Annotated in this window: 13 protein-coding genes; 6 read left to right on the plus strand and 7 right to left on the minus strand. The window is 44.3% G+C overall.

Annotation, left to right across the window (positions count from 1 at the left end; genetic code table 11):
* Window positions 1-86: 86 nt before the first annotated feature.
* Window positions 87-2,198: a hypothetical protein gene (locus JC525_RS00395; protein ID WP_198812942.1), complete on the minus strand. Its 2,112-nt coding sequence runs from the start codon at window positions 2,196-2,198 to the stop codon at window positions 87-89.
* Window positions 2,199-2,387: 189 nt separating this feature from the next.
* Window positions 2,388-3,818: a signal recognition particle protein gene (ffh, locus tag JC525_RS00400; protein ID WP_198812945.1), complete on the minus strand. Its 1,431-nt coding sequence runs from the start codon at window positions 3,816-3,818 to the stop codon at window positions 2,388-2,390.
* A gap of 234 nt (window positions 3,819-4,052) precedes the next feature.
* Between ffh and JC525_RS00405 the strand changes: the two genes are divergently transcribed.
* Both JC525_RS00405 and JC525_RS00410 read left to right on the plus strand, forming a co-directional pair.
* On the plus strand, window positions 4,053-4,844 hold the full coding sequence (locus tag JC525_RS00405; protein WP_198812958.1) for a cytochrome C assembly family protein: 792 nt from the start codon (window positions 4,053-4,055) through the stop codon (window positions 4,842-4,844).
* Between the two features lie 183 nt (window positions 4,845-5,027).
* Window positions 5,028-6,323, plus strand: a complete 1,296-nt coding sequence (locus JC525_RS00410; RefSeq protein WP_198812974.1) for an HlyC/CorC family transporter — start codon at window positions 5,028-5,030, stop codon at window positions 6,321-6,323.
* An 18-nt stretch (window positions 6,324-6,341) separates the two neighbouring features.
* Here the strand turns inward: JC525_RS00410 and JC525_RS00415 are convergent, their stop codons facing one another.
* Both JC525_RS00415 and sixA read right to left on the minus strand, forming a co-directional pair.
* A complete protein-coding gene (locus JC525_RS00415) occupies window positions 6,342-6,536 on the minus strand; it encodes a hypothetical protein (RefSeq protein WP_198812977.1) in 195 nt (64 codons plus the stop codon).
* A 120-nt stretch (window positions 6,537-6,656) separates the two neighbouring features.
* Entirely contained in the window at window positions 6,657-7,172 is a 516-nt protein-coding gene (gene sixA / locus JC525_RS00420; protein ID WP_233094797.1) for a phosphohistidine phosphatase SixA, read from the minus strand.
* A 171-nt stretch (window positions 7,173-7,343) separates the two neighbouring features.
* On the opposite strand from sixA, the gene JC525_RS00425 reads away from it, so the two are divergent.
* From JC525_RS00425 to JC525_RS00435, 3 genes are all read left to right on the plus strand, one after another.
* On the plus strand, window positions 7,344-10,091 hold the full coding sequence (locus tag JC525_RS00425; protein WP_198812983.1) for an insulinase family protein: 2,748 nt from the start codon (window positions 7,344-7,346) through the stop codon (window positions 10,089-10,091).
* A 220-nt stretch (window positions 10,092-10,311) separates the two neighbouring features.
* The gene (locus JC525_RS00430; RefSeq protein ID WP_198812986.1) at window positions 10,312-14,868 is read left to right on the plus strand and encodes an EAL domain-containing protein; all 4,557 of its coding nucleotides are present in this window, start codon (window positions 10,312-10,314) and stop codon (window positions 14,866-14,868) included.
* A gap of 308 nt (window positions 14,869-15,176) precedes the next feature.
* A complete protein-coding gene (locus JC525_RS00435; RefSeq protein WP_198812989.1) occupies window positions 15,177-15,347 on the plus strand; it encodes a hypothetical protein in 171 nt (56 codons plus the stop codon).
* A 100-nt stretch (window positions 15,348-15,447) separates the two neighbouring features.
* On the opposite strand, the gene JC525_RS00440 is transcribed toward JC525_RS00435, so the two are convergent.
* The 3 genes from JC525_RS00440 to fadI form a co-directional block, all read right to left on the minus strand.
* Window positions 15,448-15,645 (minus strand): hypothetical protein, encoded by a 198-nt coding sequence (locus JC525_RS00440; protein ID WP_198812992.1) that lies wholly within the window; start codon window positions 15,643-15,645, stop codon window positions 15,448-15,450.
* 207 nt (window positions 15,646-15,852) lie between these two features.
* The gene (gene fadJ, locus JC525_RS00445) at window positions 15,853-17,994 is read right to left on the minus strand and encodes a fatty acid oxidation complex subunit alpha FadJ (protein ID WP_198813004.1); all 2,142 of its coding nucleotides are present in this window, start codon (window positions 17,992-17,994) and stop codon (window positions 15,853-15,855) included.
* 19 nt (window positions 17,995-18,013) lie between these two features.
* Window positions 18,014-19,324, minus strand: a complete 1,311-nt coding sequence (gene fadI, locus JC525_RS00450) for an acetyl-CoA C-acyltransferase FadI (protein ID WP_198813007.1) — start codon at window positions 19,322-19,324, stop codon at window positions 18,014-18,016.
* Window positions 19,325-19,732: 408 nt separating this feature from the next.
* Here fadI and JC525_RS00455 point away from each other — a divergent pair, with 408 nt between their 5' ends.
* A complete protein-coding gene (locus JC525_RS00455; RefSeq protein ID WP_198813010.1) occupies window positions 19,733-20,689 on the plus strand; it encodes an AAA family ATPase in 957 nt (318 codons plus the stop codon).
* The last annotated feature ends 3 nt before the right edge of the window (window positions 20,690-20,692 follow it).

A 20,692-nucleotide genomic window follows, 5' to 3' on the forward strand; every position in this document is an offset into this window, starting at 1 on the left:
ACTTCTCTATGCTATCGGTTTGCCTCAGTGAGGACGGCGGTAGAAACGTTTGCTAAACAGTCTCTACCGCCACGACTTGCTTTAATTTACTGTACCGGCAACACTTGTACCGATTCAGGCGCGGGGTACATCATGCTAAAGGTCGGTGCAATATCACCCGATGCTGAATTTAGAATGTTATCGAAACGAAGGATCATGCCATTTGATTTTTCAGCAACGTATACGTGACCGTTGCTAAGCATTAAGTCCACTGGGTTACCCAACATTGAATTCGGACCGGCAATATTCACCGACACATCAGTTAAGCCATCGGCACGACCCGCGCCAGCTATCACGTAAAGCTTACCATCGGTGGCATCCGCTGCACTACCCACATCGGAGATAACAAGGCTGTCGCTTTGGCTGTCATAGTCAATACCGTGAAGGTTAGTGGGGGCGGAAAAAGCTGAACCACCACTTGCAGGCACAATCAGTCTATCTTCACCGGTAATGACGGTTTCACCGCTCTCCATTCTTCGGACAACTTCTTCAAATACCGCAACCGAACCATTTGTTAGTGCTAAATACGCACTGTCCGTCGCTGGGTCATAATCTACATCCCAAGGGCGAGCCCCATTAGCGGCTTCAAGCGTCAATAGAGGCGCAATGTTGCCAGAAGCACACGGCGAAAAGACGCGCACAGCTGGCGTTGCTTCGTTCACATCGGCAACAAATACAACCCCATCTTGTGAAGAAATATCTAAGCCTTTAGGCGCAACAAGCCCTGTTTCACTGCCTACAATCATATGGTCATAGCTATCGCTATACATCATGCCGTCACGCATGGTTTTAAGGCGATTAATTACAAGCAATCCACCTGTTGACGTATCCACATTATCAAAGGTGATAACACCATCGCCACTTGCGGTAAAGGCAGCACTCTCAATGCTTATACCCGCATCAAAGGTACTTAACTCGCTGGATAATACAGCGCTATATTGTGCTACTTGCCCTGTTGTTGCGCTCTCACTCGACGGGTTGCTTGATACAGACAGTCCCATGATAGGCGTGGTAGTTATGCCATTGTCAGACGCGTCTTTCATCGCTTCTAATTCTTTAAACTCGGCTACAGACTCTGGTTTTATAGAAGGCGTAGATAATGTAGGTTCGATATCACCGCTCTCGCCGTTGAAGATATTTGAGAACACAAGAATGGCGTCGTTTGATTTTTCCGCCACACGGAGGTCAGATCCCGTAAGAATAATATCTACCGGGTTACCAAGCTGAGTCGACGCTCCGCCAATCACTCTCGTTGGCACAACCGCTCCATCTGCAGAAGAAACATTGTCCAATACAAAAATTTGACCATCATCTGCAACCGCAGCATCACCCACATCTGACAACACCATGCGATTAGACATCGGCTCGTAGGCAATACCGTGAAGGTTTATCGATATTTGATTTCCATCAGCATCAGATGGTACGACTGAACGCATTACGGTGGGCGCAAACCCCGAGCCAGCGACATTGTCGTACACTGCCAATGTACCATCAGTCAATGCCACGAATAATCTGTCGTTTTGCTCATCATAGGCGAGGTCCCATGGTTTTGCCGACACCATTATTTCAGCAACAGGAGCAGCATCTCCCGCTGCCTGACCACCGAAAACACTTACCTTTTGGCCGTTGAAATCAGCAACCATCACTAAGCCAGCATCTTCAGCAAAAGTGATTCCTTTGGGGTTAACTAAGCCTGTTGAAGTACCGGTTATTTCCTTACCAGTACTCATCATATAATTCGTTTGAGTATCAAAATTACACAGCGTTCTCAATAAAGGTAAATCACTGTCACCAGCTTGAACCAACGCGCCGCCTTCAGTAAACACGATACCTTCATTTGCACCAGTTGTTACGATACTGAGTGGGTTGGCATTTTGATCGACGACTGTCACCGTGTTTCTATTAGCATCGCCATTGTTGGCAACCAAAAACTTGCCAGCTGCAAAGCCTGGAGCGCCGTCTTGGCCTGGTGCGCCGTCTTGACCGGGTGCGCCGTCTTGGCCTGGTGCGCCGTCTTGACCGGGTGCGCCGTCTTGACCAGCGGCACCGTTCAATCCATCAGAACCGTCGTCACCGTCACAGGCACTCAATGCGAAAACCATAGCGGTAGCTAATAACGATAATTTTAATTTTTGTTGTGATGTTTTATTAAGTTCCATCATCATCTCCATACTTGTTGTCTAGTGAAGAGACGTCGCGTATCGGCAGCGAGTGCGATAGGTACTGCTCACGTCCTGTTCAACAAGCCAAACGTTTGATGATTAATAGTGGATGCAAAAAAATAAAAAAACCTCAACGCATTGCTGCAATTGAGGTTTTTAAACATCTTAAAATGAAGAGGTAGCTCTTTACCGTGGCGGGAAGCCACCGCCTCCACCGAAGCCGCCACCGCCGAACCCACCTGGTCCTCCTGGGCCGCCAAAACCACCACCGCCCGGAGGCATCATGCCTTTCATCTGGCGCATCATTTTCTTCATACCGCCGCCAGACATTTTTTTCATCATCTTTTGCATTTGGGTAAACTGCTTTAGTAAGCGATTCACGTCTTGAATTTGGGTGCCAGAACCCGCCGCTATACGACGCTTGCGAGAACCTTTAATAATTTCAGGACGCGCGCGTTCAGCAGGTGTCATTGAGTTAATGATGGCTTCCATTTGATTGAACTGCTTGTCGTTTGCCTGATCTTTAATTTTGTCAGACATACCGCCCATGCCGGGCAGCTTGTCAAGCATGCCCATCATGCCGCCCATGTTTTTCATTTGCTCAAGCTGATCTTTAAAGTCTTGAAGGTCAAAACCTTTACCTTTCTGTACCTTCTTAGCCAGCTTCTCAGCTTTAGACTTATCAACCTTTCGCTCAACTTCTTCGATAAGGCTTAAAACATCGCCCATTCCCAAGATGCGAGATGCAATACGTTCAGGGTGGAAGGGCTCAAGCGCGTCGACTTTTTCACCCATACCGATAAACTTAATGGGCTTACCTGTAATATGACGCACGGATAGCGCTGCACCACCGCGAGCATCACCATCTGCTTTGGTAAGAATAACGCCGGTTAAAGGAAGTGCATCATTAAAGGCTTTAGCGGTATTGGCTGCGTCTTGACCTGTCATGGCATCAACCACAAACAAGGTTTCAATTGGCTTAATCGCAGCGTGAAGCTCTTTAATCTCGTCCATCATGTCGTTATCGACATGCAAACGACCCGCTGTATCCACGAGCAACACATCAAAGAAATTTTTCTTTGCTTCGCTTATTGCATCATTAACGATATCAATGGGCTTTTGTAGAATTGTAGACGGGTGGAAAGCAACGTTCACTTCACTTGCTAGCGTTTCAAGCTGTTTAATGGCGGCCGGACGATAAACATCGGCACTCACGACCATGACTTTCTTTTTCTCACGCTCAGTCAGATATTTGGCAAGTTTACCTACAGAAGTAGTTTTACCCGCCCCTTGCAGACCAGCCATAAGCACAACGGCAGGAGGTTGCGTGGCGAGGTTAAGCTTTTCGTTAGCTTCCCCCATCACCGACTCTAGTTCAGACTGAACTATCTTGATAAACACCTGGCCAGGTTTCAGGCTTTTGGTGACTTCGGTACCAACTGCACGCTCTTTAACTTGACCAACAAACGCTTTTACCACAGGTAGCGCAACGTCGGCCTCAAGCAGTGCCATACGCACTTCACGCAGCGTTTCTTTAATATTGTCTTCAGTAAGACGCCCCTTACCACTGACATTTCGTAATGTCTGGCCTAAGCGTTCTGATAAATTCTCAAACATAGTATGAAACTTCTTTTTATTTCAGACGTAATGCCTGCATTGTATCGTAAAAGGGAATATGAACGTACCCACAATTGCGGTTAAATTTTCAAACATTTATGTCGGTTATATAGTCAGGGACAAAGTGGGTGTGAAATAAACAAAATCAAGGAGATGGTTGAATTTACTTGCAAGTTGCAGTATCAATACCGACTCAGTCGGTGAACTCGTCACCTACGCATTACAGGAAGCACCATGAACACCCTTTTCGCCATATCCGCTGCTTTACTCTATGCCCTTGCTGCTGCAGTGCTTATTGGCAAATTTGTACATCAAGATGGACCTAATAAACGTTTGGGATTGTCCTTTGCAAGTGTAGGGGCAATTGCGCATATTGCTTTTCTGATTAACGTTATCATTCTTGCTCCCGGACAGGATATGAGTGTTACCAATGTGCTTTCATTGGTTTCATGGATTATTACCGTGTCTATGCTCGTTTTTGCTCGTGCTATACCCAACTTGATTTTGCTTCCCGTTGTTTTTGGTTTTGCGAGCCTTACTGTACTGGCGTCAAAGTTTATCCCAGTATCGTATATCATGCATATAGAGCTTCAGCCCGGTTTGGTTATCCACATCAGCCTATCTCTGTTTGCTTATTGCACTTTGGCCATTGCATTTTTATATGCGCTACAAATGTCTTATATAACCTATCGGCTAAAACAAAAAGGCGCCGCGCTTCTGCATTCTTCACTTCCCCCTTTGATGCTGGTGGAAAACATTTTATTTAAGCTTCTATTGGCAGGCACATCGCTTTTAACGGTTTCGCTTATCAGTGGTTTTGTTTTTTTAGATGATATGTTTAACAAAACCTACGCTCACAAAACCGTTTTATCTGCGGCGGCACTTGTGGTTTTCCTGATACTCTTAATAGGTCAAAAAGTACGGGGATGGCGTGGGCGTCAAGTCATCGTTATGACAGTACTTGGGGTATCTCTTTTATCCCTTGCTTACTTTGGTAGTAAATTGGTCCGCGAGTTTCTTTTGTGAACTCATACGCTTTGCACGCATTTCACCCAGCACACAGCTAACTTGCTTTGATTGAATTTTTGAGCCGTTAGTGCTGGTGCCTTTCGTTTTCTACATATTTAGGGGAATATCAACAATTTCCCCTTGAAACCAAGGCATCAAATCAATACATTTGAATCCTAAGATTAGACAGGAACCCATTAATTGGACGACATATCAACGAGTACGCTGTTTATCGCGCTCGGCGTACTCATATTATTATCCGCGTATTTTTCTAGTTCTGAAACTGGCATGATGTCGATAAATCGATATCGGCTCAAGCACTTGCAGAGCGAAGGCAACCGTTCTGCTATACGAGTTGCTAAGCTTCTCGACCGACCTGACCGCTTGATAGGTCTTATCCTTATCGGCAATAACCTGGTTAATATTGCTGCATCGTCTTTGGCAACAATTCTATGTATTCGACTATTTGGTGATTATTGGGGCTTGTTTGCGGCTACATTTGGCTTAACCTTGGTGTTGCTCATTTTTGCGGAAGTCACGCCTAAAACACTGGCAGCGCTTTATCCAGAGAAAGTAGCCTTCCCTAGCTCTATTATTTTGCTCCCGCTGCTAAAACTGCTCTACCCTTTCGTCGCCGCAATCAACGGAATTACCAACGGTATCCTTGCGCTTCTAAGAATTAGCCCTGCGAGTGGTAGCGATGATTCGCTAAGCAGAGAAGAATTAAGAACAGTGGTTTTCGAAGCGGGTGCGATGATCCCCAAGCGTCACCAGGACATGCTAGTTAGCATTCTAGACTTAGAGAGCGTTACCGCTGAAGACATTATGGTTCCGCGAGCAGAAATTTTTGCCATTGACATTAATGATGACTGGAAAAAAATCCAAAAAGCATTAACCCATGCGCAGCACACACGAGTTTTGTTATATCGCGACAGTGTTGACGATGCGGTGGGCTTTGTTCATGTGCGAGACGCACTGCGTCTGCTTTCGAAAGACCAATTCACTAAATCAAGTTTGCTTCGTGCGGTTCGTGAGATTTACTTCACGCCAGAATCGACGCCACTGCATACTTTGATGTATAAATTTCAGGCAGAAAAAGAGCGCATTGCTCTCGTCGTCGATGAGTACGGCGACATTATGGGGCTGGTAACGCTTGAGGATATTCTGGAAGAAATCATCGGTGATTTTACTACAAGCATGGTTCCCGACCACAGTAAAGAAGCCCACGTACAGCAAGATGGTTCAGTTTTAGTTGACGGTAGTGCCAACGTTCGTGAATTAAACAGAGAAATGAACTGGAATTTACCCACTGAAGGTCCTAAGACATTAAATGGACTATTACTTGAGTATCTTGAGGATATTCCTGAAAATAAGGTGAGCGTAAGGTTAGCCGGCTATCCGTTGGAAATTGTAGACATATCAGAGAGCATGATAAAAACGGTCAGAGTTATGCCGGAATATTATATTGCGCCCAAAGAATCTGGTAATGACCACTAGCGCTTTCCACTAAGATCACTACCCTTTTGCTTGCTCAGCTAGGCGCTGCGCTCGGTTTGCCAGTGCCCTAGCCTTCGCTTCAGCAACTTTATCTGATAACACAGATAATTTGGCAATAATATCCTGCGTCTCCTCATCTTCACGTAAATCCGCCTCCGCCATATGCGATTGCAATGAACGCTTAAGGAGCTCAGGAATAGATTTGCTGTCCATTTCCCAACCCTTCAATAGAATAAACTTTGACACTCTCAAAGATACTATCGACCGGATGAAAAGAACCTTAACTATTATTTGAGCAATTCTTATCTTTTAGTACCAATCCGCATTGATAAATTACAAGCCCTGATAATGTGTGACCAGGGTACCTTTATGTTCACGCAGCGAATACTTTATAACGGCAATTGAAGCTGTAGAGAATAAACTGGTTGTGTAAGAATCGCAGAGTTCGTCAACTAAATAGCTCACTAAAGGCATGTGACTTACCACCAATAGCTTTTTGATGGGCTTTTTCGAGTTAACTGCAGCGTGCAGAAGAGCGTCAATATAATCACTGACAAGTCGAGGAGAACCATCTGGAACAATATCCTCATAACTTTCTACTTTGTCTGCAATGATGTCTAGCGATACCATATCATGTGTTTGCTTGGCCCTGCGATAGGGGCTAACAAGTGCAAGGTCTACAACACCTTTTTCACAATATTGATCTCTTAACCATAAAGCTGCTGATTTCGCCTGCTCTCTCCCTAACGGAGTAAGCTGCCTGCTTTTATCATCGAGTCTGGGCGCTTCCGCTTCACCGTGACGCATAATGAAAAGATAAATGTCGTCGTTGCTACTTTGACCTGACATAACATTGCGCATAGTATTAATGAAAGTATGCGTAAGATATCAGAGACCTGGTACGACGCCTAGCGCTAAACGGCGAATAGTGAGAATATTCGTACATTATTTAATGTTTTTTGAAGTTCTACTTAACAGATGCTCCAGCAGTGAGGTGCTCTTGACTAATAACGAGACAATGTGAATAACATCATAAACTTAGAGAATGCACATCACGTTACCCTGCCCAACGGATTGGGTGTTATGTTATGCCATACCCCAGAAGCGAGTGAGTCGTTTATATCTATGGCTGTCAGAGCTGGACATTTCTATGACCCCCACGACTGTCAGGGCTTAGCTCATCTTCTTGAACATATGCTGTTTATGGGTAGTCGTCACTTACCCAAACCAAACGCCATCAACGGCTTTATCGAACAACACGGGGGGACGATAAATGCGTGGACAGGCACGGAATACGCTAATTACCACTACAGCTGCAACGGCGACGCTATAGCGCAAACACTGCCCGCCTTTGCAGACATGCTCAGGCAACCTTTGTTCGAAGAAGACGCGCTCACTAATGAAATTAAGAATATTCATGCTGAGTTCGAGTTTAAAAAGAAAGACGATTTACGTCGGCTTTATCAGATACATAAAGAAACCTGCAACCCTGAACACCCATTTGCTAAGTTTTCAGTGGGAAACAGCGATACATTTTCTAGGCATGACTGCGCAGAACTAAAACGTCGTTTAAAAACGCTTCATCAGACATTCTACTGTGCTCAAAATATGCGGCTATGTGTAGCCAGCCCAATGCCTCTCCCCCAGCTTGAAGCGTTGATAAACCAATGTTTTGGTTCGTTGACTCAGGGTGAATTAGCTAACGATAGTTGGCCACCGCTTTACACAGAAAATGAACTAGGTATTCAAATTAATATCAACCCGTTGCAGTCAGCAAGAAGAATGATTGTGACGTTTGCACTCCCTGCTTTGCAAAACGACTATGCCACTAAACCGCTTAATTATATAAGCCATTTAATTGGTGATGAAGGTGAAGGCAGCTTGCTTGCCTATTTAAAAGAGCAAGATTGGGCATTAAACCTTATTGCAGGCTCTGGGATAGAAGGTGATAGCTTCAAAGACTTCAACGTCAGCTTTCAGCTCACACAAGAAGGGCTAGAACACAAAACTTTGGTGTTAGAAGCACTGTTTAGCTACATAGAGTTAATAAAAAAGGCGGCATTAGAAGAATGGCGTTTTCATGAGAAGTCTCAGTTAAACGCACTCGCACTGGAATATGAGGAAAACATAAAACCACTCGGACTTATCATTGAGTATGCGCAGCACCAGTTCATTTTTGATCAGCACGAACTCAACCGACTCCGCTCTACTATTGGGAGCTACGACAGGGGCGTTTTAGAAAACGCCTTATCTTACTTCTCGCCCGACAATATTCGTCTCAAGATAATTGCTAAAGATGTGAAAACCACCAAATCCTGTGCATTTTACGAGGCCGAATATGGGATAGAGCAAATCGACCAGAATTTGCTGCGCTCCCTTGCCTCACCCAAGTTGAACCCAGCGCTTGCTCTTCCTCCGCCGAATCCCTATTTGGCGAACGAATATAAACTGATATTACCCGAGTCTGGCTTTAACATTCCTAACAAGCTGCACGACGACGGGGACTTCCGCTTCTGGTTTGCCCAAGACCAGCAATTCCATAGCCCCAAGGGCGATATCTATATTTCGTTTGACGCGAGCTATTTTTCAAATTCGTTACTATCGGTGGCAGCAAAGCGTATTTGGCTAGGTGCCCTGAATGACTATCTTCAAGCAAAATACTATCGTGCGGAAATTGCAGGGCTACATTATCGAATTTACGGGCACCAAGCGGGCTTTACGCTACACACCCGTGGTTTTACCAATCAACAAACCTTACTGGCAAGCCAGCTTCTCGAAGCTGTAGTAAATTTTATCCCTGATAAAAAAGCATTTGAACACCATAAAGCGCTGCAAATTCAGAGCTTGCATAATTCTTTGCTCAATAAGCCAACCAACAGGCTATTTTCTCGCCTGAGTGTACTTATTCAAAGAAATACGCAAGCGCCCGTTGAGTTATTAGACGTCATTGATGATATTTCATGTGAGCAGATGCTTACTTGTCGAGCCAAGGCATTCAATCGATACTTTATCGAAGCCTTTATGCATGGAAACTGGACCAGTGATGAAGCGAAACACTTTTCTGCGGGTTTACGGGAACTGTGCGCAAACAGGGGCGGCGCCCCACTCTCCCGCGCGGTATCTAAATTGCCGGTGGGCGGCTCGCTCTATCATGAGGTAATATGTAGTCACGATGACTCGGCGGTGGTGCTCTACCTACAAGCTCCATCTCCCAGCTTAACCGACACGGCACTGTGTATGGTACTAGAGCAGATGTTGGCAGCGCCTTTCTTTAACGCCTTGAGAACTGAGAAGCAGTTAGGGTATATCGTTGGTACCGGTTATGTTCCACATAATCAGCACCCAGGAATGGCGTTTTATATTCAAAGCCCACAGTGTGAACCCAAGGTTCTGTTAGAGGCTATGACAAACTTCTTATTCCAGCAGTTAAATGAGATCGAATTCTATCGCTTCTACTGGCCTACTATTCAGCAGAATCTTATTAAACAATTGGAAGAAAGAGACCTTACGCTATCAATGAAGTCGCAACGGTTGTGGGTGAGTCTAGGTACGCAGGACTTAGGCTTTAACCGCAACAGAAAACTAGCCGAACGAGTAAAAGCACTCGATTTTGAAGAAATACAAGAATTCGCTCAACAACTCGCCAAAAGAGAGCGATGTGGCGAGCTAGTGCTGTTCTCACGAGGAAAGTTCGACCCAATTCCTACCAGTGAAAAACGAACAATCAACAGTATTTCACAGTTTAAACAAGAAATTCCTTATTATTAAATAGTCAATTTTTTGCAGCTATCTGTCGAGATCTGCACGGAAAATAAGACTTAATCGATTCATTGACTAAAGTTGCTCAATAAGTAATCCACCGCCATGGTTATTTCCAAAAAGTCCTTGTAGCGACCACGTTAATTCGGCATATTTATTATTCTGGTTGTTAGGGATGCTGCCAGGAAAAAATAATAAATAATAAATGGCGTATGCCAAAGGTGTGTAGGTGCGCTCAATCCTAATATATTCAATGCTGTTTTTCGTGTTGGCTTTGCCTGGAGTATTCTTTTCCAGTGCGAAGGCGATAGAAGTGTCTGATCTTCATTTTACAGAATTAAATAAAAAACATGGTCTGTCCGACACCGCTGTTTTAGACATTGTGGAAGACGATATGGGCTTTATTTGGCTAGCAACGTCAAATGGCCTCAATCGTTATTCAGGTTACGATGTAAAGCAGTATCACCCTTCTGATGTCGACCCAAACTCCTTACCCTCTGGCTATATTCAGTCTCTTTTCGTGGATTCAGAAGGCAAACTATGGGTGGGTACCCATTCAGGCTTAGCGCTTTATCAGCCAGAGACCGACAACTTTAAAGTCTTTAATAAAGAAAACTCGGTAATAAAAACGGATTTAATTACGGCTATTTCGGAAGCTAAAGATGGTGACCTCCTTTTTGCCGATCGCAAATTTCTTTACCGTTACTCGAAAGAAAACGCTCAACTAAGTGTCTTAACACAAGTTTATAAAGAAGAAAGTTTCATTAAAGTAATTTTTGAAGAAGCTAATCGAATATGGGTTGGTTCCAATAAATTTGGAGCCAAACTTATAGACAAGGAAACGCTGGAAGTTCACGATACGGACAAAGTTAACCCCTGGGGAGTTACACTTGATATACGCGCTCTTCACGATATTGCAGTGATTAACGGTAATTATTGGTTAGCGACCAATGATGGCTTAATCGTTTTAGCTTCTAACGGCCGTGTTTTAAAGCGGATTAGAGGCGACGATTTAGGGGTCTATGAAGAAGTTAATTCTTTTTCGATCTCTGTAGTTGGTAACGATATTTGGGTCGGAACATATATCGGGCTGTTTTTATTATCAGATGCTGCTCAAAGCACCATATCATCCGATTTTATTCCCAATTATTTGCACTTGAACTCAGAAGCTTACAGCACAACCGGAATTCCATCTGCTATCGTAATTAGAGTTATCGAAGACCGTACTGGCGTAGTATGGGCGGCAACCTTTCATCGCGGCGCTTTCAAATACCACCCTGAATATGCCAGCGTACATTTTCAACCCGTTTACAATTCCAAGCGTCGTAGCGACGACAATTTTTCTACTCTTTGGGGCTTTGCAGAAAGCAGCAACAAGACTCTTTATCTAGTTTCCCAGCAAAAAGGACTAGGTAAAATATCCCGGGAAACAGGAAACGTAACGTTTTTCAATTTTTTCGAAAAAATGGATCCAGCAATATCTTACTGGGATATAGAAATTGATGATCAAGATAATATTTGGCTCGCCTCGTCTGCGGGGTTACTCGTTCTCAAAGAAACAGAAGAAGGCTTAGCACTAGTACGAGAGTATTTCAAAGATTCATTCATAGACTATATCTTTAAGAGCACCTCGGCAATTTGGTTACAAGCAGCAATTGGCGATGTACACACAATTAGTACTAATCCTAGTCCAGGCGAGATTCAAAGCGTCCTAGGGATAAATGTGGCGCTAACCGAAAAATCCGGGGACACTTTAGCGATATATGAAGATAGTGATAATAATATTTGGTTTAGGGCCAGTGACAAGATTGTCATTTACTCTGTGAAGGAAGGCCGCATCATTCGAACTCTGGATTCATCCAACGGCATAAATTCTTTGGTCTATGGCGTACACGAAACCCCAGATGGATTTTGGTTAACCACACGCTCAGATGGCGTCATTCAGCTAGATAAAAAAAGTTTTGCCTTAGTTAACAAACAAAACAGAGACAATCAAAGCGGGTTTATTACATCAACTACTGCATTAGAAAATAGCATCTGGTATTCCGATGCTAGAGGGGTTCATAAAGTTCACTTACCTACGCTGAGGGAGGCAGACAGTATTCCTAATGCCCAATTAGAATTTAATTCTCTTGGCGAAGGCGCTGTCATTGCAACTGCCGATAAGTCTATTTATTTTGGCGGTAACAAAGGCTTTGTTAAAATTTCGAAGCAAGCTACGAGCGCGGGTGGACGAGTAAATCAAACTCTAAGTCCGCAACTTTATCAAATTAGCGTATTTGGCTCATTGGCAAAAGCCAGTCGCAAACAATTTGAAAATGAGGAATTATCGGGTTATCAATCTTCAAAAGAAAATATCACCTACAAGGATAAGTTAGCGCTAAAGCACGATGAAACGCGCTTTAGTATTTCATTTGGGCTTGTTAACCCTGTTTATCCAGACCAAGTGACTTATCGCTACAGGCTGACTGGCTTTGAGAGTGAATGGATTTATGTAGACAAAGAGCGGAACGCTCAGTTCAATAATATCTCCTTCGGTAATTATACGTTTGCAGTACAAGCCAAAGAACCAGGAAAAACTTGGTCCGATAGTAAGGACTTACAGATAACTGTTGAACGCCCGCCTTGGCTTCACACCGTGGCGCTCGTTTTCTACTGTTTGGTAGCCTTCGCTATTTTCGCTTTTATTATTCGCCAATATCAAATTAGAAAGGCCAATCAGCTCGCCATTAAAGAGTCCGAAGAGCGCTTAAAGCTGACCCTTTGGAGTTCGGGCGATGAACTATGGGACTGGGACGTATATCGAGGTCAAGTTTACCGTGCTAATACATGGGGTACCTTAGATTTCCCACAAGATGATATACGTACTGCCGGCGCCTATGACGCTAACATTCACCCTAACGACATTAACCGGGTTAAAAACGCCTTAAGGGCTCATCTTGAAGGCAATAGCGATTTTTATGAACTCGCCTATCGAGCGAAAACTTTTAAAAATCAATGGATTTGGATATTAGACCGCGGAAAAGTGGTAGAACGTGATCACAACGAGCAGCCCGTGCGGATGACCGGAACACTCAAAAATATACATCACCTTAAAGAAGCGGAAGAACAGCTTAACCTGTTTAAACGCTCTATTGAAAACATCTCTGAAGGCGTATTTATTACCAATACACAATTCAAGTTTATTAGCGTAAATAATGCGTATTGCAGCTATACCGGTGAAACCCGTGAGCAAGCACTCGCTAGCTACATGCACTTTCACCTATACCCCGATGCGTTTACCGAAGAGATCAAAAAAACACTTAAAGCCAAAGGTAATTGGTCAGGTGAGGTAGAGAGCGTTCGGGTAACGGGCGAGCGCTATGAAATGGAGCTTAATATTGACGCCGTTCATGACGAAGACGGCAAAATAAGCCACTTTGTGGGTGTATTTAGCGATATCACATCACGCAAAAACACTGAAAAAGAGCTGCTGAAACTTGCCAATGTCGACCCGCTCACAGAGCTGCCTAACCGCTCTTTCTTCCAGGCGAGTCATCAAAACCTAGTGCGAAAAGCTGCGCAACATAGCTTGCTGTGTTTAGACATGGATAACTTTAAAAAGATCAATGATTCCCTAGGTCATCAAACGGGCGATATTTTAATAAAACAAATAGCGAAACGATTGCAACGAATTACGGGAAAGAATGCAACTTGCTATCGTTTAGGTGGTGACGAATTCAGTATTTTAATGGAAGATAATGCTGATATTCATACGGTTACTCACTTCGCGCAAAGCTTGCTTGATACCTTGTCCCGCCCTTTTATTATTAACAAACAAGAGTTTGTCTTGGGCGCGAGTATTGGTATTGCCTTTTATCCTGATGACGGCGAGTCGCCACAAGAAATGCTTAAAAATGCGGATACGGCCATGTATTTTGCCAAGAATAATGGCGGCAACAGCTACCAGTTTTTCAGTGGTGAAATGAATCAAAATGCCGTTAGGCAACTGCAAATTGAAAATCTTATCCGCCAAGGGATCAAAGACGACCTGTTCACTGTGTATTACCAACCCAAAGTGGATATTGCATCTGGTAAATTGGTTAGCATGGAAGCATTGGTACGATTTGAACACCCGCAAAAAGGCATTGTTAGTCCTGGCCAATTTATTCCATTAGCCGAGCAAACAGGGCAAATTATTGAGATTGGTGAACAGGTACTGCGTAAAGCCTGTGCGGATACGAAACGCTGGGTTAATCAGGGGTTATTCAGCGGCCGTGTAGCCGTTAATATATCGGCAAAACAGTTCGAGTTGCCAGACTTAGACGACAGAATAAACAAAATCTTAAGCGATGTGGGCCTTTCACCTTTGCACCTTGAGTGCGAGATAACCGAAGGCACCCTAATGGAAAGCCCTGAAAACGGCCTTCAAATGATGACTCGCCTACGGGAAAGAGGTATTCATTTAGCATTAGATGATTTTGGTACCGGTTACTCGTCATTAGCGTATTTAAAGCGATTCCCGCTCAACACCTTAAAAATTGACAAAGCATTTATTGATGATATTGCAAAAAGCAATGTGGACCGTCACATGGCCGCCGCTATTATCAACATTGCACATAATTTAGGTTTAAAAGTGGTTGCGGAAGGTGTTGAAGAAGAAGCGCAACTCGATATTTTACGTCGATATGATTGTGAAATGCTGCAAGGTTTTTTATACAGCCGTCCGTTAAACGCAGAGCGCTTTGAAAAACTGCTTACAGAGAACCAAAAGCTCCACACGCTTTTAAACAATACCCAATACTAACTGTACCCGTTAGGTGATAGACCCTCTGTTCAAGGGGGCGTCAATTTTCCTCTTTCAACTACGTCTATTGCAGCAAGAGGCAAAAAAGCGCCCCTAAACCCTTCGTATATTAGACTTTAGTGTCATATTTATGGCGCTGACAACCTCAACAGCTCCTTTCCCTTCAAATAAAAAACATAACCCTTTGTTTTATATAGCTTAAACTTTGATTTCAAAAAGTGGCACGCAATTAGCAAACATTAATATGTCGATAAAAATATAAAACAATCGGCTTTGTTTGTTCGTTCAAAAAATCAGAGGAAATTAACATGTTAAAAGAGTACGCCGTTGCACTAGTACTTTCTACCGCTACCCCAGTTGCTGCAGACAAACAAGAAGGCGCTAAACAGGCTCCTGAGTCGCAAAAAGAAACCATTACTCAGCCAGAGTATGTTAGACCTAAGACTGGTGGTGGTCATGGTGGTGGCGTAGGCTTCTAATTTGAAGTTTAAACGATTTTCAAAAAAAGAGAGTATGTACTCTCTTTTTTTATACCTGTTTCTTGATAAAAAGCTTTTTTAGCGAGATTGCCTACTGGGTCTATGCAGCGATATAAAGGTTATTAAACCCAACCGCATTGCGCCAATGTACATGACGAGAAATAGAGAACATAGGCAATAACACAGGGCCTAATACAAGGCCTGCAATAGCCCATTTTTTCGCGTTCATTCCCCACTTAAATGCTTCCACGTAAAAGTATAGTGAAAAGATTACGCTTAGTACCAACAGTGAAATCACATCGCCCCCATAATTTGACAAAACACAATGACAAAGACTCAATTAGTCAAATATTTGCAATAAGCTGCTGATAAATAGTGACAAGAATTTGACACGTGTATTTTTTAAACGGGCAGAGTTTACCCAAATTCGAACAATAAACCAGCAGAAATAAGCATTAGATATAAAAAAACCGGGCAAAGCCCGGCTTTTTAACATTTTATAAACTTAAGCGTAAAACTTGTGATCGTTTTCAGCCATTTTCACTAACACGTCAGCAGGTGTGAATTTGCCACCAACCGCGGTAGCGTAATGGTTAAGACGAGCAACCACATGTTTAATACCAAGGGTATCCATATAGCGGAATGGACCGCCCAGAAATGGAGGGAAGCCGATACCAAAAATAGCGCCAATGTCACCGTCACGAGCATTGCGAATAACGCCTTCATCCAAACAACGCGCCGCTTCGTTAAGCATCATTAAAACACAGCGCTCTGCCACTTCTTTTTCGCTTAACTTAGCAGAGGGTGACAGCCCCAGTAGTTCGTAGATTGATTCATCCACTTCTTTTCCTGGCTTTTTACCTTCATAAGAATAAAACCCTTTCTGATTCTTCTTACCTTTTCTACCATCAGCAAGTACTTTGTCGAAAGCGCTTGGTGCAGTGAAACGCTCTCCGAACGCTTCTACAAGGAATGGAATGATCTTGGTACCAACATCAATACCTACTTCGTCAAGAAGCTTCACCGGACCTACTGGGAAGCCAAACTTGACCAAAGATTTATCGATATGCTCAATGGGCTCACCGTCAAGAATAAGGTTTGCCGCTTCATTCATGTAAGGCGCTAAGATACGGTTAACGTAAAAACCTGCGCCGTCTTTAACAACCACCGGCGTTTTGCCTTGCTTCTTAGCAAACTCAACCGTAGACGAAATAACTTGATCAGAGGTTTTTTCGTGAGCAATAACTTCCGCTAACGGCATTTTGTCTACTGGCGAGAAGTAATGCAGGCCGATCACGTTTTCAGGGCGAGCTGCTTTCGCGGCAATTTGTGTAATTGGAATAGACGATGTATTCGACGCGAAGATTGTGCTTTCTTTACAGTTCTCTTCAATATCCGCCACCATCTTTTGCTTGAGCTCTAAATCTTCGAATACCGCTTCAACTACGATGTCGATATCTTGATAGCCACTATAGTCAAGCGTACCGGTGAGAAGCGCTAACTGCTTCTGCATTTCGCTATTACGCATAAAACGCTTCTTCACCTTTTTATTCAAGATGTCATAGCTGTACTTCATAGCGTTAGCGATGCCCTCAGCACGCACGTCTTTAATACGCACGGGAACACCAGCTTTCGTCGACGTTACATAGGCGATACCACCGCCCATCAAGCCGCCACCTAGCACACCAACTTTCTTCATCTTTTCAGGTTTAACGCCCTCAACGCCATTTTCTTTCTTCATTTCAGTAGTCGCGAAGAAAATTTGACGAAGCTGGAACGATTCAGGCGTCATGACAAGCTTTCCAAAGGCATCAGCTTCCGCTTTAAGCCCCGCTTTCATGCCTTCATTCATACCTGTTTCAATAACATCGATAATGTAGCCTGGTGCGGGATAGTTGCCCTTGGTCTTTGCAAACGTTGCTTCACGGGCTTTTTTAAACATCATGTTGCGGCCAGCGCCAGTTTTTTCCAACATTTTGTCCATAACGCTCTTCTGAGGCGCGTCGCGCTCAGGTTTGCGTTTAAGCGCAAACTGTTCTGCTACTTTTAGCAATACAGTCTGTGGTACAACTTCATCAACAATACCGTATTTTTTAGCTTGCTTCGCTCGCGCCGGAGAGCCTGTCAGCATCATTTTCATTGCTTGCTGAATACCGATTAAGCGAGGAAGACGCTGTGTGCCGCCACTACCAGGTAGTAATCCAAGCTGAACCTCAGGTAAACCTACCTGCGTACTTGGTGAATCGGTACATACGCGATAGTGACACGCAAGCGCGAGCTCTAAACCACCACCTAACGCAGGGCCGTGAATAGCCGCTACGAATGTCGCCTTCATGCTCTCAATTCTATCGAAAATGGCTTGACCGCCAGCGGCAATAGTTGTGGCATCTTCAGCGGTTTTACAGGCGGCTAGCATGGTAATGTCAGCACCAGCTACAAATGAACTTGGCTTGCCGCTCGTTAGCACAACACCTTTAATGCTGCTGTCACGCTCAATGTCGTCAAGCATGGCTGAAATTTCATCGCCAAACTCTGCTTTAAGCGTATTCATGGATTCACCAGGTACATCCATGCTTAGAATTGCGACGCCGTTATCCTGCTTAGTAAGCGTAAATGCGCCTGAGGTTGGCTGAACTTCATTTGTCATTTCTTGTTCCTGACTCATCTTATTCTGTCTCCACAATCATAGCCGCACCAAGACCACCCGCAGCACATGCAGTTAATAAACCTGTACCACCGCCACGGCGGTTTAACTCGTTAAGCATTTGCGTGATCATACGTGTACCAGTTGCAGCGAACGGGTGACCGTAGGCAATTGAACTACCCATTACGTTGAATTTGTCCATGTCAATTTCGCCAGTCGCTTTGTTGCGGCCTAATTTCTCTTTGGCGAACTTGTCACTTGCAAACATTTTAACGTTCGCTAACGTTTGCGCTGCAAATGCCTCGTGCATTTCGATAAGCGTTAGATCATTTAGGGTCATGCCTGCGCGGTCTAGGGCGATTGGAGTAGCATAGGAAGGCCCCATTAGCATGTCTTCCCACACATCGATTGCTGAGAACGCGTAGCTCTTAATATAGCCCAACGGCGTATAACCTAGTTCTTTTGCGCGGCTCTCTGTCATCATCAATACCGCTGAAGCACCATCGGTAAGTGGTGTGGCGTTTGCCGCTGTAACAGAGCCATACTTTTTGTCAAACACTGGACGAAGTTTCGCGTAACCTTCGAGTTTTGAATCGAAACGCACGTTGTTGTCGCGCTCAAGGGCACCTTTATATGGTTCAGCATAAGCGGTCATGACTTCGCCAGACAGTTTACCTGCCTCCCAACTTTCAGCTGCAAGACTGTGTGAGCGATGTGCGAGTTTGTCTTGTTCTTCCCGAGAAATTTGATGCGTTTTCGCCATTTGCTCTGCCGTTTGCCCCATCGACAATCCCGTAGAGTACTCGGCTACTGCTGGTGGAACCGGCGCTAAATCTTTCAGGCTCAAACGTCTGAAGATATTAAGTTTTTGACCAAGGGTTTTGGTTTTCTGTAAGTCAACCAACGCACGCGCAAGGTTTTTTGATACGCCAATAGGTGAGACTGACGTTGAGTCTGCGCCACCGGCAATACCCACTTGAACCGTGCCAGCCATCATACTTTCAGCAATATTGACCGTTGATTGGAAACTGGTCGCACAAGCCCGTGATACGCTATAAGCATCGGTGTGAACATTCATACCGGTACCAAGTACAATTTCACGTGCAATATTTGGGGCTTCAGGCATTTGAACCACTTGACCATAAACAACCTGGTCAACCCATTCCTTCTGAACACCGTGACGCACGAGCAGTTCGTTCACAACCATTTTGCCTAAATCTACAGCCGGCACGCCGTGAAAATATGTCGCCATTTTAGCAAACGGAGTACGCAACCCCGCGACAATGGCGATGCGATCACCCTCTCGGGTAGTAACTGATTGTTTTGTAGCCATAATGCACCTAAATTGATGACCTACTTTAAGATTAGCGCTATGCCTTTCAAGTGGTCTGACCTGTAATAGTTACGATTTTTACAAACTATGAACAAAATAGCAAATAATGCGGATAGAAGAACAAAATAAATGCCCCAAAGTTATTACCGCGACTGATGCCATGCTTAAAGACGGCCCGTTGCTTACAAGCATAACCAAATATCGTGTTATTAATACCGTTAAACGACTTGAAGAAAGATACAATGAACCTTATATGGAAATGAAAGTCTGTTTTGTGTCATTGTGACGTAAACCTAAGGTTTAAATAATCTAGTCATGGCATAAGCGATCACTTTAAAGTCATCTGTTTACGTCGTCGTCGCACTGACACATCCCAATAACGAGAACTTAAACGGAAATTTTTGCATTATGGCAGCAGCGCAATTTCAACAGTTACACGCTTACTTAGACCAACAAATCATTGGTCAACACGCGTTAACAAAAAGCCTTCTTATCGCTCTTTTGGCCGACGGTCACTTGCTTGTTGAGGGACCTCCAGGACTTGCGAAAACTCGCGCAATCAATGCACTTGCTAACGGTATTGACGGTGATTTTCATCGTGTGCAGTTCACCCCTGACCTACTACCAGCAGATTTAACCGGTACGGACATCTATCGACCTGAGACGGGTGAATTTGTATTCCAGAAAGGCCCGCTCTTTCACAATTTAGTGTTGGCCGATGAAATAAACCGTGCCCCAGCAAAAGTGCAGTCGGCGCTATTAGAGGCAATGGCCGAACGCCAAATTACGGTAGGGAGCAAAACCTATCCTTTGCCACCACTGTTTTTAGTTATGGCAACGCAAAATCCACTAGAGCAAGAAGGGACTTATCCTCTGCCAGAGGCTCAATTAGATCGTTTTTTAATGCATGTTGATATAGATTATCCAGGCGCGGAAACAGAACTAGAAATTCTGCGTTTAACACGCGGTGAAGCCCTGTCAGAGCCACCGGTAACACCACCTACGCTCACACAGGGCGATATTTTTACGGCCCGTAAGGAAGCCTTATCGCTTTATATGGCGCCTGAATTAGAACAGTATTTAGTTCAGCTTATTATGGCGACCCGCCAACCAGCAAACTTCGATGCTGATTTAGGCCAGTGGATTGCCATGGGAACAAGCCCCCGCGCCACCATTAGTTTAGATCGATGCGCACGCGCTCACGCATGGCTAAGCGGCAGAGATTTTGTCGGGCCAGATGACATTCAGGCTGTTGTACATAATGTTCTTCGCCACCGCATTATTTTGTCTTATCAAGCTGAAGCCGAAGGTGTAACAATCAACGATGTGCTAGATAAGATTGTCGCTACTGTCGCAGTTCCATAAGCC

This window comes from Alteromonas sp. IB21 (assembly GCF_016405965.1).
Classification (GTDB): domain Bacteria; phylum Pseudomonadota; class Gammaproteobacteria; order Enterobacterales; family Alteromonadaceae; genus Alteromonas.

Coding starts and splice junctions, on each gene's coding strand:
- ffh (WP_198812945.1), bottom strand. CDS start 3,818: ATGTTTGAGAATTTATCAGAACGCTTAGGCCAGACATTACGAAATGTC.
- JC525_RS00395 (WP_198812942.1), bottom strand. CDS start 2,198: ATGGAACTTAATAAAACATCACAACAAAAATTAAAATTATCGTTATTA.
- fadI (WP_198813007.1), bottom strand. CDS start 19,324: ATGGCTACAAAACAATCAGTTACTACCCGAGAGGGTGATCGCATCGCC.
- JC525_RS00435 (WP_198812989.1), top strand. CDS start 15,177: ATGTTAAAAGAGTACGCCGTTGCACTAGTACTTTCTACCGCTACCCCA.
- sixA (WP_233094797.1), bottom strand. CDS start 7,172: ATGTCAGGTCAAAGTAGCAACGACGACATTTATCTTTTCATTATGCGT.
- JC525_RS00415 (WP_198812977.1), bottom strand. CDS start 6,536: ATGGACAGCAAATCTATTCCTGAGCTCCTTAAGCGTTCATTGCAATCG.
- fadJ (WP_198813004.1), bottom strand. CDS start 17,994: ATGACAAATGAAGTTCAGCCAACCTCAGGCGCATTTACGCTTACTAAG.
- JC525_RS00455 (WP_198813010.1), top strand. CDS start 19,733: ATGGCAGCAGCGCAATTTCAACAGTTACACGCTTACTTAGACCAACAA.
- JC525_RS00405 (WP_198812958.1), top strand. CDS start 4,053: ATGAACACCCTTTTCGCCATATCCGCTGCTTTACTCTATGCCCTTGCT.